At 71.2% G+C, this 16,477-nt stretch carries 10 protein-coding genes; 7 read left to right on the forward strand and 3 right to left on the reverse strand.

The annotated features are described in order from the left end of the window. Nucleotides 1-23: 23 nt before the first annotated feature. Nucleotides 24-2,018 carry a serine hydrolase gene (locus tag N553_RS22470; protein ID WP_051640112.1) on the reverse strand — a complete coding sequence of 665 codons (1,995 nt, stop codon included), beginning with the start codon at nucleotides 2,016-2,018 and terminating at the stop codon, nucleotides 24-26. Between the two features lie 133 nt (nucleotides 2,019-2,151). Then, nucleotides 2,152-2,454 (reverse strand): hypothetical protein, encoded by a 303-nt coding sequence (locus tag N553_RS25655; RefSeq protein WP_028046756.1) that lies wholly within the window; start codon nucleotides 2,452-2,454, stop codon nucleotides 2,152-2,154. A 272-nt stretch (nucleotides 2,455-2,726) separates the two neighbouring features. On the opposite strand from N553_RS25655, the gene N553_RS0112220 reads away from it, so the two are divergent. The 4 genes from N553_RS0112220 (at nucleotide 2,727) to N553_RS0112235 (ending at nucleotide 9,722) form a co-directional block, all read left to right on the forward strand. Further along, nucleotides 2,727-4,049, forward strand: coding sequence for a nitrate/nitrite transporter (locus N553_RS0112220; RefSeq protein ID WP_051640113.1), 1,323 nt, complete (start codon nucleotides 2,727-2,729; stop codon nucleotides 4,047-4,049). 102 nt (nucleotides 4,050-4,151) lie between these two features. Further along, complete coding sequence (locus tag N553_RS0112225; RefSeq protein WP_028046758.1) at nucleotides 4,152-5,624, forward strand: DUF3375 domain-containing protein; 1,473 nt, start codon at nucleotides 4,152-4,154, stop codon at nucleotides 5,622-5,624. After that, nucleotides 5,617-6,351, forward strand: a complete 735-nt coding sequence (locus N553_RS22475) for a DUF4194 domain-containing protein (RefSeq protein ID WP_051640114.1) — start codon at nucleotides 5,617-5,619, stop codon at nucleotides 6,349-6,351. Before N553_RS0112225 ends, N553_RS22475 begins: the two co-directional genes overlap by 8 nt. Next, nucleotides 6,348-9,722, forward strand: coding sequence for an ATP-binding protein (locus N553_RS0112235; RefSeq protein ID WP_028046759.1), 3,375 nt, complete (start codon nucleotides 6,348-6,350; stop codon nucleotides 9,720-9,722). Before N553_RS22475 ends, N553_RS0112235 begins: the two co-directional genes overlap by 4 nt. A gap of 353 nt (nucleotides 9,723-10,075) precedes the next feature. Here N553_RS0112235 and N553_RS22480 read toward each other — a convergent pair whose 3' ends face one another. Beyond that, nucleotides 10,076-11,830, reverse strand: coding sequence for an RICIN domain-containing protein (locus N553_RS22480; protein ID WP_156043816.1), 1,755 nt, complete (start codon nucleotides 11,828-11,830; stop codon nucleotides 10,076-10,078). A gap of 253 nt (nucleotides 11,831-12,083) precedes the next feature. Here N553_RS22480 and N553_RS0112255 point away from each other — a divergent pair, with 253 nt between their 5' ends. The 3 genes from N553_RS0112255 to N553_RS0112265 all read left to right on the forward strand — a co-directional run bounded on the left by N553_RS0112255 (nucleotide 12,084) and on the right by N553_RS0112265 (nucleotide 16,476). Further along, entirely contained in the window at nucleotides 12,084-13,106 is a 1,023-nt protein-coding gene (locus N553_RS0112255; protein WP_028046761.1) for a LacI family DNA-binding transcriptional regulator, read from the forward strand. Nucleotides 13,107-13,336: 230 nt separating this feature from the next. Then, a complete protein-coding gene (locus N553_RS0112260; protein WP_028046762.1) occupies nucleotides 13,337-15,541 on the forward strand; it encodes an alpha-galactosidase in 2,205 nt (734 codons plus the stop codon). After that, nucleotides 15,538-16,476 carry a carbohydrate ABC transporter permease gene (locus N553_RS0112265; protein WP_028046763.1) on the forward strand — a complete coding sequence of 313 codons (939 nt, stop codon included), beginning with the start codon at nucleotides 15,538-15,540 and terminating at the stop codon, nucleotides 16,474-16,476. Before N553_RS0112260 ends, N553_RS0112265 begins: the two co-directional genes overlap by 4 nt. Nucleotide 16,477 lies beyond the last annotated feature (1 nt).

The raw sequence follows: 16,477 nt of genomic DNA on the forward strand, positions 1-16,477 counted from the left end.
GACATCCTGCCGTTCCGGTCAGGTCAGAACGTGATGTCGGGGGACGTCAGGAGCAGCTGGTGCGCCGCCCAGGACACCGCGACGAAGGCAACCACCAGGACACCCGACCCGACGATCTTGGGCCAGCCGGTGCGGCTTCGCGCCTCGGCGACCAGCCGCCACACGGCCGCGGCCAGACCGAGGACGGCGACGCCCGTGAGCACCTGGACCACCCGGACCGTCGCCGTGGGGACGCCCGCGAGCTGCAGGATCGTCGTCAGCACGTAGGCCCAGCCACCGAGCGCGAGCACGGCTGCAAGGGACGAGACGCGCGTCAGGGCACGAGGCAGGCGCACGGCGTCGGGTGTGGGCCGCGAGGAGGAACCGGGCGCATTCCCGCGCCGGGTGCGGTTCCGCACCGTGCGGACGAGGATGGCGACGAGCCAGGCGAGCAGCCCCAGCAGCAGCACCGTCACCCCGCCCACGAGCGCGGGGATCGCGGCGGCCCGCGAGGCCGTGACCGGCACGATCGACAGGGCGCCGTCGTGCCCGATGATCTGCACGTGACCGTCCTCGTCGGTCTGCACCGCGAGCACCCGGTCCCCGTCGACCTGCCGGTAGACCCAGGGCTCGACCTCCTCGTACACCGCAGGTCCGGCCTGCCCGGGGCCGGGCGTGAAGAGGACGTGGTCGCCGTCGACGACCTGCGCGCGGGTCGGCTTCAGCGGGCCCAGCCCGGTGAGGAAGGTCGAGTGGAAGCCTCGCGTGCTCTCGTAGGAACCGGCGAGCTCCTCGGCGTGAGCGGCGCGCGTCGCGTCGTCGACCGTGCTCGCGGCTGGGGCTGCGTCGGCCGGGAAGTAGCGGTCGGCGAACGCGTCGAGCACCTCGTCGCGCAGCAGGTACGTCGCTGCGTCGGTTCCGGTGCTGTTGAAGGACAGGAACAGCCCCGTGTCGTCGTCGGGCCACAGCTGCAGGTGGGAGTGGAACACGGCGGTGTCGCCGCCGTGGCCCACGACGCGGTGGCCGTGACGTGACTCGTCGAACCACCCCAGGCCCATGCGCGGGCCCTTCGCGAGCGCGCCGAGCGTGTCGGCGTCGAGGGCCGGCTGCTGCATGAGAGCGCGGGTCTGCGCGGACAGGATGTCCTCACCGACCGGTTCGCCGAGCTGTGCCAGCGCGAAGCGCGCCATGTCGGTCGCGGTCGTGCTCAGTGCGCCCGCAGGCGGCTGGCCGACGAACTCGAACGGGGTGGGCGGCCCGTCGGACGTCGCGTAGCCGTGCGCGACACGTGCGGCGAGGTCGTCCGGCAGCGGCTGCTCGAACGACGAGGACGTCATCCCGGCGGGCGCCAGGACGTGCTCCGCGACGTACTCCTCGAACGGCTGCCCGCTGACCGCCTGGACGACGTACCCGGCGAGCGCGTTGCCGTAGTTCGAGTACGCGGGGGTGGTGCCCGGCTCGTACACCTGCTTCGGCGGGTCCGTGACAAGACTCGCGCGCAGGTCGACGTGCGTGCCTGGGCCGCCGATGAGACCTGTGATGCGCTCCTCGAAGCCCGCGGTGTGGGTGAGCAGGTTCCGCAGCGTCACGGGGTGCTCCAGCCCGAGGTCGAGGTGCGTGTACTGCTCGACGTCCGTGTCCAGGTCGACCTTGCCCTGCTCGACGAGCTGCATCACGGCCGTCGCGGTGAACATCTTCGACACCGACCCGGCGCGGAACAGCGTGCGGTCCGCATCGACGGGGGTGCCCGCTGCCACGTCGGCCTCGCCGAACCCCCGAGCAGTGAGGATCGAACCGTCGTGCACGACAGCGATCGTCGCCCCCGCGATGTGGTCCTTCTCGAGCGCCTCGGGGATCGTCGCATCGAGCCACGAGTCCACGTCGGCCGTCGTCAGGCCCGCGGTCGACGCGGGCTCGGGTACTCGAGGTTCGGGGGGTGCGGCGGCAGCGCCGCCGCACGCGGTGAGCGTCGCGACGAGCGCCGCCCCGACGAGCGACAGAGCGGCCAGGTGAACAGGGCGACGACGGGTCCGGGCCATGGTGACCTCCTGCGCCGCGAGCGCCCGGACCGGCTCCGGGCTCGGCCTCGCGACCTGTCTCCATGCTGGTCAGCGCTGTGCTGCCCGGTCTTGTGGCGCGGTGCTGAACCTCGCTTGCGACCTTTGGGGGAGGTCAGTGCTCGTCGTAGTGGCCCTCGTGCCCCGCGTGGTGGTGCTCTCCGTGCACGTAGTCGACGTGGTCCCCGTGCTGCACGGTCTCGTGCCCGCACCCCGGACCGTGCTCGTGGTCGTGCGCCCCGTCCACCGCGTGGACGTGCGCGTCGTGCTCGTCCACGTGCCCGTCGTGCGAGTGGTGCACGTGGCCGTCATGGAGGTAGTCCACGTGGCCCTCGTGCTCGACCGCGACATGCCCGCAGTCGGGGCCGTGGTGGTGCTCGTGCTGCCCGTGCGTCTCGTGGTCAGCGCTGGTGCCCATCGTGCCTCCTGGTCGACCGCACCCGGATCAGCCCTGGTGCTCCACATGGACGTCCGGACCCGGGAACACCGTGGAGGACCACCGTGTCCCCGACCTCCGCGTGCACGTTCCCTCACCTCGCGTCCAGGCTAGGACGCCGGGGACGCCGAGGCGAGTGCCCGGACGGACGCGGACGGCGGCCGTGGTGCACAGGCACGTACCCTCGACTCGTTCCCCGCACCGCCCGCCACGACGCGCGTGCCCGGGCCTGCCGCGGGGGTTCGAGGTGAGTCGTGTCCCAGGCCCCGGCAGCCCGCCGCGGCTGGCGCACACCCTCGATCGTCTACGGGGCGGCGGTCGCCGCGTACTTCGTCGGGGTCACGCATCGCACCGCCCTCGGCGTCGCAGGCGTCGAGGCGACGCTGCGCTTCGGGCTCAGCGCGACCGGTCTGGCCGCGTTCTCGGTCGCGCAGCTCACGGTGTACGCCGCGATGCAGATCCCGGCGGGCCGGCTGCTCGACCGGTTCGGCCCCCGTGCGCTGATCGCCACCGGCTCGCTCGTCATGGCGTCGGGACAGCTGGTGCTCGCACTGGCGCACGACGTGCCGACGGCGCTCGTCGCACGCGTCCTCATCGGCGCCGGCGACGCGGGCATCTTCATCAGCGCGCTGCGGGTCGTGGCGGACTGGTTCCCGCCGAGGCGCGTCCCGGTGATGGTGCAGGTCACGGGTGTCATCGGGCAGTCGGGCCAGCTCGCGTCGGCGATCCCGGTGGCTCTGCTGCTGCACACGCGTGGGTGGACGGCCACGTTCGGAACCCTCGCGGTCGCCGGCCTGCTCGCGTCTGTCGGTGCATTCGTCGGGATCCGCGACCGTGAGCCGCAGGCTCGCTCGAAGAGTGCGCAGCGGTTCGGCCCGACCGTCCGTCGCACCGTGCGGACCGCGGGAACGCGCCTCGGGTTCTGGAGCCACTTCGCGACGCCGTTCAGCGCCAACGTCGTCGGGATGCTGTGGGGCGTCCCGTTCTTCCTGTCGGCGCAGGGATGCACGCCGGCGCAGGCGAGCCTGCTGCTGACGGTCCTGACCTTGTCGGCGATGGCGGCGGGTCCGCTCGTGGGGCGCCTCACCGCGCGGCACCCCCTGCGGCGCTCATGGATCGTGCTCAGCTCCTGCGCCCTGACGGCGGTCGCGTGGGTCACGTTGCTGGTGCCCTCGACCCCGCGGCCGATGTGGCAGCTGCTCGCCTTCGTCGTGGTGATCGGCGCGGGCGGGCCGGTGTCGCTCGTCGGCATGGACTTCGCGCGCACGTGGTCCCCCACGTCGACGCTCGGCACCGCCAGCGGCTTCGTGAACACCGGCGGGTTCATCTCGACGATCGGCTCCGTGCTCGCGGTGGGAGTCGTGCTCCAGGCGGTGTCCCCACCCGGAGCGACGTCCTACACGCTCGACGCCTACCGCGCGGCGTTCACCGTGCTCCTCGTGCCCTGGGTCGTCGGGATCGCCGGAGTGCTGCGCAGCCGGCACCTGACCCGCGCGGACATGCGGGCCGAGGGCGTCGTGGTCCCGCCGATCCAGCAGGTGCTGCGGCGCAGACGATCGGACTCGGACGACGCGTAGGCTCCCCCTGTGTCCGCAAAGCCCGTTCTGCGGGGACGCACGGCGTGCCGACGGCGGACCCCTCGTCACGGATGTCGGTGGAGCCACCTACGCTGTGCGGCGATGATCACGCGAGCCGAAGGGGCGTACCTAGGAGCAGTCCGGGCGTTCCAGAACCCGATGCTCGACCTTCTCCACAAGCGGTACGCGCCGCTGGTCGTCTCGCTGCTGTCCCTGCTGTTCACGTCGGACCGGCGGCAGATCCCCGTCTCGGACGCGCACACCGAGGTCGGCGACGCGCTCGACCAGCTGCGTGCGGCGGGGTACGGCGACGACCTGCCGGTCGGGTCGGCGCGCGACGTCTGCCGCGGGTGGGCCGATGCCGGGTGGCTGGTGCGCCAGGTCCTCGACGACGACGTCGAGGTCTACCGGTTGTCCGCGCACGCAGTCGGCGCGCTAGAGGTCGCAGGGCGAGCCGGTGGAGCGCGCGCCCGGGTGTCGCAGTCCCGCGTGCGTACGCTCCTGGACGCGGTCGAGCGTCTCGCGCAGGACGCGGACCCCGACGTGATGGTGCGCATCGCACGCCTCGATACGGAGATCGCACGGCTGCGGCAGGAGCTCGAGCGCGTCGAGCGCACGGGGCAGGTGGACACGGTCGACGACGAGCAGCTCGTCGAGGAGGCCGAGAACGTCGTGCACCTGGTGCGCGAGCTGCCCGCGGACTTCGCCCGCGTGGCCGAGTCGATCCGGGCGATGCAACGCGACGTGGTTCACGCCCTGCGCCAGGACGAGCGTCCGACCGGAGAGGTGCTGCGCGAGTACCTCGAGCGCGGCGAGCACGTCATGGAGGCGACCCCCGAGGGCCGCGCCTTCGCGGGTGCCCTGCGCCTCATCGGGGACCCGCAGCGCCTCGACCAGCTGGCGGGGCAGCTCGACGTCGTTCTGCGCCAGCCGTTCACCAAGCGCCTGCCCGCCCAGCAGCTCACCGAGCTGCGAGAGCTCGCACGCCGCATCGAGCACGGGCTGGACCTGGTGTTCGCGGCGCAGCGCGAGGCGTCCCTCGTGATCACCGCGCAGGTCCGGAACCACGACCCGCTGCGTGACCGGCAGGTCGACGAGCTGCTGCGCGACGTGATGACCGGGTTGCAGAGGTGGATGCCGGACGCCCGTCGCGGGCAGGCGGCTGACCCCTTGCGCCGGCTGCCGGTGGCCGAGGTCGAGCACCTGCGCCAGACGCCGGGAGAGCTGCGACCCTCGGAACGCCCCGCCGCGCTCGAGACGTGGGACGACGACGGCTCGGACGTCTCGCACGACGAGGCGCGTGCGTGGGGCGGCCCGCAGTACGCACTGCTCGACGCCCGGCTCGCCGCGGCGGCAGGCGGCCCCGGAGTCGTCGATGTCGCGGACGCGTTCAACGCCGCACCCGACGCGCTGCGCCGGCCGGTGGACCTGCTGGGCATGCTCGAGCTCGCCCACGCGCGCGGCATGACCGAGACCGATGAGCTCGCTTTCGTCGACACCCTGCGGCCTGACGGCACCCGCCGGCGGTTCGCGCTCGGCGGTGTGACGACCACGATGAAGGACACGGATGACTGACACGGCCGAGCGGACCCGCGACGCACTGCACGAGCCGGAGGACGGGTTCATCGCGCCCGTGGCGATGGAGGACGACCCTGCCGAGCTGTTCGCAGGCGACCGCGGCACCCTCGATGCCGACGTGCGACGGGTGCTCGTGCGGCTCCTTCAGCGCCGGTTCCTGCTCGCGGAGCGCACGCCCGCACTGTGGACCACCCTCCTGGAGAACCAGCCGGTGATCGAGTCGCGGCTGCACGACCTGTTCGTGCATCTCGTCGTCGACCACGACCGTGGCCTGGCCTACAAGCGCCAGGTGCGTTCGGCCGAGCTGGAGGTGCCGGTCCTGCTGCGCGACGAGCCGTACTCGCGCGCCGAGACCCTGGTGCTCGTGCACCTGCGCACCGTCTTCCAGCGTGAGCGCGGTGCCGGTGAGACGTCGGTCCGGGTCGACGTCGAGGAGCTGGAGCAGACCGCCCTGACGTACTTCGACGCCCAGGACACCAACGTCGCGGGCAACCAGCGCGAGATCCGCGCGGCGGTGGCCAGGCTCGCGAAGGAAGGGCTGATCGAGGAGGAGTCCGAGGGACGGTTCCGGGTCACCTCCCTGGTCGAGATCGTCCTGAGCAACGAGCGCCTGGTCGAGCTGCGGGACTGGCTCCGCACGCGCGGCGAGGCGGCGCCCGTCGACCTCGGCGTGGACGACACGGACGACCGACGACCCGACGACGAGGGGCACGACGCTCGATGACGATGATCGACACCCTCTTCGGGCTGATCCCGGCCGCCTCGACCGGGCAGCAGTGGATCGCGCGCGAGCTGCAGCTCGTGAACTGGGGCGGCTACGACGGCCATCACCGCCTGCGGCTCGCGCCGAGCGCGACCCTGCTCTCCGGGGCGTCGGGGTCGGGCAAGTCGACCCTGATGGACGCCTACATCGCGCTCCTGATGCCGCACACGACACCGTTCAACGGTGCCTCCAACGGAGGCGTCGTCGGGCGACCGCGCGGCAAGGACCAGCGCAACGTCGTGTCCTACGCGCGCGGCAAGCTCGACGAGTCGCGCACCGAGGACGGCACACGTGAGCGCGTGCTGCGCGGGGACGGCCGGGACACGTGGTCCGCGATCGCCCTGACGTGGGCGGACAACACCGGTGCCGAGCTCACCGCGGTGCGGGCGTGGTACGTGCCGTCCACGGCGCGCACGCTGGAGGACGTCGTGGCGGTACGGGCGACGTCCAACGACGCGTTCGACCTGACCGACCTGGAGCAGGCTGCGGCCGGGCGGCTTGCGCGAGCCGCGGTCTCCGCGACCGGCCTGACCTGCTACGACACCGACCGCGACTTCACGGCGCGCCTGCACTCGACCCTCGGGATCGGTGCGTCGGGCGACGGCGCCAAGGCGGTGGCGCTCCTGGGCCGGATCCAGGCCGGCCAGCAGATCACGACCGTGGACGCGCTGTACAAGTCGATGGTCCTCGAGGAGCCCGACACGTTCGCCACCGCCGACGCCGTTGTCGAGCAGTTCGACAAGCTCACCGGTACGCACGAGCAGATGCTGACGGCACGGCGCCAGGTCAAGGCGCTGGAACCGATCCGCGGGCACCGCACGGCGGTCGAGGCCGCTGCGAGCCGCCTGCTGGTGATCGACGCGATCGGGTCGTTCGACGACACCGGGTCACCCGCGGCTCTGTGGTGCAACGAGCGGCGCCTGGATCTGCTGCGCTCGCTCGAGCAGGACCTGGGGCGACGCCACAGCGACGCGCAGCGGTTGACGGTCGAGACCAGCACCCGGATCGACGCCGCGCGGGCGGAGCTCGACGGCGTCAAGGAGACCCTGTGGGCCGCGGGCGGCGACCGGCTCGCTGCGGCGCACCGCGAGCTGCGGGCCGTCGACGCACGGCTGGCTGAGGTCCGTCGGTCCCGGGCACGCCTGGACACGCTCGTCGAGGAGGCCGGTGCCGCGCCCGTCACGCGTGAAGCCGATCTTGCTGCGCTCACCGCACGGGCGCGCAGCGCGCTCGGCGACGCCCGCAGCACGCGTGACAACCGTGCGGTCCTGGGTGAGGCGATGGCCGAGCGCAAGGAGGCGGCGGCCGCCCTGGCGGAGCTGCGCAACGAGCGCGGCGACGTCGAGCGACGCCGCGACAACGTGCCGCGCGACCTGCACAACGTCCGCGCCGTGCTGGCAGCCGCAGCGGGTCTCACCCCCGACGAGCTGCCCTTCGTCGCCGAGCTGGTCGAGGTCCGCACCGAGCACGAGCCGTGGCGCGATGCGTTCAACCTCGCCCTGGGTGGCTTCGCGACCCTGATGCTCATCGACTCGGCCCATGTGCAGGCTTTCCGCAAGGCGATCGACGCGGTGCCGGTCGCACGGCGGCTGCGTTTCGAGGGAGTCGCGACGGGCCTGACCGACGCTGTCGCGCTCGACCCGAAGACTCTGCCGGGCCGGCTGGACTTCCGCACCGGGCCCTTCACGGGGTGGCTGCGCGGGGAGCTCGCACGACGGTTCTCGTTCGTCTGCGTCGACACACCCGGCGAGCTCGGGAAGCACTCCAAGGCGATGACGCGGTCCGGCCAGGTGTCCGAGGGCTCACGGGGCGCGCACGGCGGCCAGGGCAGCTCCAACGTGCTCGGCTTCACCAACACGCGCCTCCTGGCAGACCTCGACGCGCGCATCGCGCGAGCCGAGAACAGGCTCAGGCGTGCCGAGGAGCTTCTCGACGAGGCCGACGGGGTGCTGGACCGTCACGAGGCGGAGCACCGTGCGTTCGCGGCACTCGCGGATGTCACCTGGGAGCAGGTCGACGTCGTCGGCGTCGAGGCGGAGCGCGCCAGGTGGGAACGGGTCGTCGACGACGTCACCTCGGGCAACCCGCAGGTCACCGCGCTGCAGTCGCGGGCCGCGGAGCTGGACAGGACCGTTCGCGAGCTGACCGAGGCGCTCGGCCGGACGAAGGGCGAGGCGCAGGAGCTTGCGGCGCTCTGGTCTGGCACCAGCGACGCCGTGGATGCCGCGACGACCGCACTGGATGCCGCACTCGTGGCGCGAGCGGGCGCGGACCTCGTGGTGCCCGAGCACCGCGCGTTCCTCGAGGACCTGCTCGGCACGACGCCCGACCGGGACGAGTCGGCGCCCGGCCAGCCGTCCGAGGCGCTCGCCGCGTTCGACGCCGTCCTCGCCCGCGCGGGCGAAGTGCTGCGCGGCCACAGACAGCGAGCCCAGGAGGCGCTCGCGGCCGGCCGCGACGCGCTGCGACGCACCTTCGAGACGTTCGTCGAGCGGTGGCCCGACCCCAACCTCGGCACCGACCCCGATGCGTCCTACGCAGACTTCGAGCGCATCCTGGCCGAGCTCGAGACGAACGGGCTGCACGAGCTCGAGGCCGAGTGGCGACGCAGCCTGCTGCGCCTGTCCGGCAACGACCTGACCGACCTGCACCACGCCTTGAGCCGCTCGGTGCGGGAGATCAAGGAGCGCATCCGGCCGGTCAACGAGATCCTCGCGGAGCTGCCCTTCGCGGACGACGACCACCGGCTCCGGATCGACGCACGCGACACCCAGTCGACCGTCGTCGCCCGGTTCCACAAGGAGCTGCGCGACCTGCGCGAGCTGCTCGCGACCGACGCCACCGACGTGGAGCGCGAGCGCCGCTACGCACGCATGGCGCGCGTGATCGACCGGGTTCGACGCACCGCACCCGACTTCGCGGACCTCATCGACGTACGGCGCCACGTCCGGCTGAGCGCCGAGAAGGTCGACCTGGACGGCAACCACGTCGCGCTCTACGACCACATCGGCGAGAAGTCCGGCGGCGAGTCGCAGGAGCTCGTCGCGTTCATCGTCGGCGCCGCGCTGCGCTACCAGCTCGGTGACGCCGGTGCTGCGCGGCCCCGCTACGCGCCCGTGTTCCTGGACGAGGCGCTGATCAAGGCGGACGCACGGTTCACGGGCCGGGCCGTCGGTGCCTGGCGCGGCCTCGGCTTCCAGCTGGTGATCGGCGCACCGAACGACAAGTTCGGCGCGCTCGAGCCTCACATGGACCTGAAGTACGTGGTGCTGAAGGACGCCGCGGGGCGCTCCCGCACCAAGCCTGTGGTCGGTGTCCCGGACACGCCGTGAGTGTCCGGGACAGCCCCGCGGACGCGGCCGCCGTTGTCGCACGACGGCTCGGACAGGGGTGGCCCGGCGCTGGCCCGGTACGGCTCTCTCGGTGTGAACCACGGCGCGGACGGACGTCCACTGCCCGGCGACGACCCAGCTGACGAACCTCACGCCAGATGAGCGTGACGCGTACCACGCCGGGGCAACCGCTGGTCCAGCGACCATTCGACGAATCGAGCAGGAGCGGATCCCCTCCGCTGATGCCCTCGGCGCGCTGCAGCTGCTCGTCGCGAACCAACGAAGCGCCGCCCAGGGCGAATCACTGATCCCGCGCCGGGACCCCCGTCGAGGTCCCGGCGCGCCCGCTGGGTTCAGGCGGGTGTGATCACCAGGTTGTAGGCGCCGGAGGAGTTCTGCCCGTTGACCGTCACCGACACCGTCCCGTTGGTCACAGACATGGTTTGGGAGGACACGGTGGTCGGTCCGGAGACGTTCGTCGTCCGACCCGAAGCGGGCACGGACGTCACGACCACCTTGGCGTTGGCGCCGAGTCCGCTCAGACCGGTGACGCGCACGGTGTTGTTGCCCGACTCGCCACCGAACACCACGCTGAACCGCTTGGTCCCCGGGTCATAGGACGCGACGCCGTCCTGCGAGGCGGCCGGCGTGACCTTCACGATGCTGCCGGTCTGGTCCGCGTACCACGCGTACATCCAGTACGAGGCGGTCGGCGAGCCGTTGTGCAGCAGGCCGTTCAGAGTTCCCGGCTCGAACCAGAACGCGCGCTCGGCATCCCGTACGCCGCCGCGTTCGAAGGCAGCGACATAGTGGTTCGCTTGGGCGGGCACGTCGATCTCGTCGGGGGTGGCGTACTCATCGATCGAGATGGGCCGGGGCGAGATCCCGAGCTCCTTCTCCAGCGCGCGGTAGGCCGCGATGTCACCGGCAACCCGCTGCCAGCCCGAGAGCTCGTGCCAGCAGATCACATCCGGCACCGTGCCCGACGCCTTTGCTGCTGTGAGGAAGGTCCGCATGCGGGAGGCGTTCCATGCGGACTCGCTGGGGCCCAGGATGACCGCGTTCGGCGAGTTCTGCTTGACGCGCTGGACGGTGCGAGCCCAGCCGTCGGTCCAGGTTCCGGCGGAGGAAGGCCACGTCCAGTCCGGTTCGTTCCACGGCTCCCACGAAGCAGCGCTCGTCACCTCAGGGTGAGCACGGAGCGTCGTGAACATGTAGTCGATCCGGCTGTTCCAGTCGTTCCAGCTGGTCCAGTTGTACGGGAAGCCGTCGAAGCTGTCGGCCATGTCGACGAGGATCTTGCCGTTGACCGCCTGCACGGTGGACGCAACCTTGATCGTGTCGCCGACCGGGTCGGGGACCCCGTTCGGCCGGTGCTGCGATCCCGGGGGCGGCTGCCGGAACCAGGTGGGCTTGAGTGGAGAAACGCGCGAGACTGCCGGCGTCGTCGAGTCACTCAGGCCGTAGAGGAAGTTCGTGCCTACCCGGGTTACGGGACGGACCGTCGTGGCGGCATCGATGACCAGGATCGCGCCCGTGGTGCCTCCCTGGGTCCAGCGCTGGTTCGTCTGGCCGTTGCAGGTCCAGAGGATCGCCTTGGTGCCGTTGGAGGTTGCACCGCCGTTGACGTCCAGGCAGAGCCCCGACTGCTCACCGACGAGTGATCCGTTGGATCCCCACGACCACTTCTGGTTCGACTGACCGTTGCAGGTCCAGATGAGGACCGCAGTACCCGCCGTGGTTCCACTGTGGTCGACGTCCAGGCACATCGAGCCCCCGAACGTCCGCAGCTCACGGGCTGACGTCAGCACCCAACCCTGGTTGGCCTGGTTGTTGCAGTCCCAGATGTCGACCGTGGTACCAGCGGTGCCCACGTTCCCGGTGACGTCCAGGCACCTGCCCGAGGCGGCGCTGACCAGCGAGGGGTCGGCGGCGACGGCGGGCCCAGCCGTCACCGTGGAGGTGAGCGTCGCGCCGAGGATCGCGGCGAGGGCGACGGAGACGATCCTCGATCGTCGCCCGCTGCGCGGCGTTGCTCGTGGCGCTGGACCGGTCTCGGTACGGGCGGTGAACGGTGGCCGTGGCCGGCCCCATGGACGCGATGACATGTGAGCTCCATTGCTCGTCGCCATGCAGGACGATCCTGCAAACGTTGGTCAAGGGACCCTAGAGCGCAACGAGGCAGTTCTGCAAACGATGATCAGGCAGCGTCGAGCTCGATCGGACCACTCGGCACCAACAAGGTCATGGCTGCGTCGCAGGGTCGGCCACCCACGCAGGTCTGCCGGTCGACGGCTCGCCGGGGTCGCCAAGTCCGAGTCGATCGGCCAGAGGACCTCCCGGGCGGGATAGCCTCCCGACGTGGACTCACCCCTCGGCCGACCTGCCGTTCTCGCGGATGTCGCCCGCGAGGCGGGCGTCTCCGTGCCGACCGTGTCTCGGGTGCTGAGCGGGAACGTGCCGGTCAGCGCCGCCAAGCGCGAGCTCGTACTCGCCGCCATCGAGCGACTGAACTACCGACCGAACCCTGCCGCCCGGGCGCTCAAGCTGGGCCAGCGTTCGATGATCGGCGTCATCACGTTCAACACCGTGAGGTACGGATACTCCCGGACGCTCCAGGGCATCCAGGAGGCAGCCCGCCTGTCCGGCTACCTCGTGCTCATCGCGGTCGTCGAGTCCGCCGACCAGGCGGATATCGACGCCGCGGTCGATCTGCTCCTGGGCCAGAGCGTCGCAGGGCTCGTCGTGATCGAGTTCGACCCCGTCGGTGTCGCGATCTCCCGATCGTTGTCGCCCAGCGTCCCGGTCGTCGCTGCGGCCGCCGCGGGCCGGAGTCGCAGCCCTTATCCGCACGCCTACCTCGACGACCGGGTCGCAGCCCGGGAGGCGACGGAGTACCTGCTCGGTCTGGGGCACGAGACGGTGCACTACCTGGCCATCCCCCAGACAGACACGCGCACCGGCCGCGCGCTCGGCTGGCGCCAGGCGATCCTGGATGCCGGCGCGCCGTTGCACGAGCCTGTCGTCGCGGCGTACGACCCCGCATCCGGATACGAGGTGGGCAGCGTCCTCGCGCAGGACGAGACCGTCACCGCCGTCCTGTGCGGGAACGACGAGCTCGCCATCGGCCTGATGCGTGCTCTGAGCGAGGCGGGCCGACGGGTACCGGAGGACGTCAGCGTCGTCGGCTTCGACGACCAGCCCGTCGCGTCGATGTGGATGCCCGCCCTCACCACGGTGCACCAGGACTTCGTGGGCCTGGGACGTCGTGTGTTCGGGCTGCTGGACTCCCTCCTTGCCACCGGGGCGTCCCGTCACACCTCATCCGCGAAGCCGCAGCTCGTCGTCCGTGAGAGCGCCGCCCCGCCGGGACGTCGGCGCTGACCGAGACCGCGCCCGCAGGGCGCCCGTCCTGATCGCGCCGCGGGCCAGGTGGCCGAGCGCACGACTGGCGGTCGCCACGCACCCTCTCAGAGCTGCGCGCTCGACCGTTACCAAGTCGTTATGCAAACGATGATCAGAGGACTTGCATATTTGGTTGATGATCGTTTTCATAGTGCCGCCCGCACAGGAACGGACCTGAGCTCCGGGCACACCGAACGAGGGAGTGTCGCGTGTCCGAAGCCAGCGTCCACGGTGTGGTCCACCTGCGGGCGGCCGGGGTGAGCCTGCTCCTGTCCATCGAGGACGGTCGACTGCCCGTGGTCTCGCACTGGGGTGGGGACCTGGGCGCGCTCGGCGCTTCCGAGCTGGACGACGTGCTCCGCGCGAACGCCGCGCCGAACGCGAGCAACGGCGTGGACCGCCCGCTTCCGGTCGCGCTGCTTCCCGAGGCGTGGACGGGATGGACCGGCTCCCCCGGTCTGGCAGGTCATCGGTCGGGGAGCTCCTGGTCGCCTCGGCTGACGGTCGTGGCGCTGCGCGCGTCAGTGGGAGCCGGGTCGGTCACAGCTGGCGACGTGGGCCCGCTAGAGACCTGCGCGGGACGACGAGCGGGCGGGCTGGTGCTCGTCGAGGCCCGGGATGACGAGGCCGGCCTGGCCGTCCGCCTAGACGTCGAGCTCACAGAGCAGGGCGTCCTGCGTGCACGCGCGACCGTGACGAACCTGCTGGCAGAGTCGTATGTCGTCGACGACGTGCTGCTCGCGCTCCCGCTGCCGCCCGTGGCGACGGAGGTCCTCGACCTCGCCGGCCGCTGGGCGACGGAACGCATTCCGCAGCGCCACCCGTTCGGTGTCGGCATGCTGCTGCGCGAAGGACGTCATGGGCGCACCGGTGCGGACGCGACTCTCGTCCTGGTGGCCGGCACGCAGGGGTTCGGCTTCCGCGGTGGCCAGGTCTGGGGACTGCACGTGGCCTGGAGCGGCAACCATCGCACGTTCGCCGAGCGGGCGTTCACCGGCGAGCGACTGCTGGGAGGCGGCGAGCTGCTCCTGCCGGGAGAGGTCGAGCTGGGCATGGATGAGAGCTACAGGACGCCGTGGCTCTACGGGTCGTACGGCGACGGCATGGACGACCTGGCTCACCGCTTCCACGCCTTCCTGCGCGCGCGGCCGACGCACCCGAGCACGCTGCGCCCGGTGACGTTCAACGTCTGGGAGGCCGTGTACTTCGACCACGACCCCGAGCGTCTGCACGCACTGGCCGAGCTGAGCGCCAAGGTGGGCGTCGAACGCTTCGTGCTCGACGACGGCTGGTTCCATGGGCGGCGCCACGACCGGACCGGGCTGGGCGACTGGTTCGTGGACGCCGAGGTCTGGCCCGACGGGCTCTCCGGGCTCGCTGACCACGTGCACGGCCTCGGGATGCAGTTCGGCCTCTGGTTCGAGCCCGAGATGGTCAACCCGGACTCCGAGCTGTTCCGAGCCCACCCTGACTGGGCCCTGCAGGTTCCCGGACGACTGCCGGTGACCGCCCGGCACCAGCAGGTACTCGACGTGGCCAACCCAGAGACCGCCGCCTACCTCCGAGAGCGCATCGTCAGCATCGTGCGCGAGTGCGGAGTCGACTACATCAAGTGGGACCACAACCGCGACCTCGTCGACGCGGGTACGAGCAGGACCGGGCGTGCGAGCGTGCACGAGCAGACGCTCGCGATCTACGCGCTGCTCGACGAGATTCGCGCCACGTGCCCCGGCCTCGAGATCGAGTCCTGCTCCTCCGGCGGCGCGCGCGTCGACCTCGAGATCCTGCAGCGCACCGACCGGGTCTGGGCGAGCGACTGCATCGACGCGCACGAGCGTCAACGTATCCAACGCTGGACCGCGCAGCTCTTGCCGCCCGAGCTCGTCGGGGCGCACATCGGAGCGGCCCGCGCGCACACCACGGGTCGCACGCAGGACCTCTCCTTCCGTGCAGCGACCGCGGTGTTCGGCCATCTCGGGATCGAGTGGGACCTGACCGCGGCCGGCGAGGACGAGCTCGAGGAGCTCGCCGCGTGGATCGCCTTCGGGAAGCAGGTTCGGACGCTGGTGCACACCGGCACCACGGTGCGCGCGGACCTCGACGGCGAGGTCTGGTTGCACGGAGTCGTATCTCCCTCACGCGACGAGGCGCTGTATGCCGTCGTCATGCTGGGCCGACCGGTGACCTGGCCGCCGGGTCGTCTGGTGCTGCCAGGGCTCGACCCGCACCGTCTGTACGACGTGTCGTCCGCTGGCCCCGCAGCCGACGCGGTCCACGACCCCCGGGTCTATCCGGCCTGGTGGGCGACGGGGGTGCGCATGACCGGCGCCGCCCTGCTGGCGGCCGGGCTGCAGATGCCGGCGCTGAACCCGGACCAGGCCGCGCTGGTGCACGTGAAGGACGTGGCGCCGTGAGCATCCTGACACCCCTGCGTCGCGGTGCCGCGGACCGCTCCGCGCCCAGGAGACCCCGCTTCCGGGGAGCCACGCGCGACCTGCCGCTCGCGATCGCCTTCATCCTGCCCGCGACCATCGGGTTCGGCGTGTTCCTGGTGTGGCCGACGATCCGAGGCATCTGGTTGAGCTTCACCGACTACTCGGTGTTCCAACCAGGAAAGTTCGTCGGACTCGACAACTACACAACGATGCTCGCCGACCCGGTGTTCTGGTCGTCGATGCGCACGACCGTGTACTACGTCGTCCTCAACATCGCCGTCCAGACGCTCGTGGCACTCGTCCTTGCGGTCCTGCTCAGCCGGCTCACCGCGTCCCTGTGGGTTCGCGGCATCGTCCTGACGCCGTACCTGGTCTCTAACGTCGTGACCGCGTTGCTGTGGCTCCTGCTGCTCGACTACCAGCTCGGCATCGTCAACGAGCTGCTGGAGTGGGTCGGCATCGGCCGCCAGTCGTTCTGGGGCAACCCACATCTGGTGGTCCCGACGATCGCGATGGTGAACGTCTGGCGGCACGTCGGCTACACGTCACTGCTGATCTTCGCCGGACTCCAGACCATCAGCCCGCAGGTCTACGAGGCCGCCAAGGTCGACGGAGCCAGCGAGTGGTCGATGTTCTGGCGGATCACGCTGCCGCTTCTTCGCCCGTACCTGGCCATGGTGCTGATCGTCACGAGCATCGGGTCCTTCCAGGTGTTCGACACCGTGTCGGTCGCGACCCAGGGCGGACCGGCAAACGCCTCCAACGTCATCCAGTACTACATCTACAACGTCGCGTTCAGCCGCTACGACTTCGGCTATGCGTCGGCGATGTCGGTAGCGCTGCTCGTCGTGCTGTCCGTCATCACGGTCGCGCAGTACCGACTGTCCCGCGCCGGCCACAGCGACACGAACTGAG

It is taken from the genome of Cellulomonas sp. URHE0023 (assembly GCF_000688475.1).
Taxonomy (GTDB): Bacteria; Actinomycetota; Actinomycetes; order Actinomycetales; family Cellulomonadaceae; genus Cellulomonas.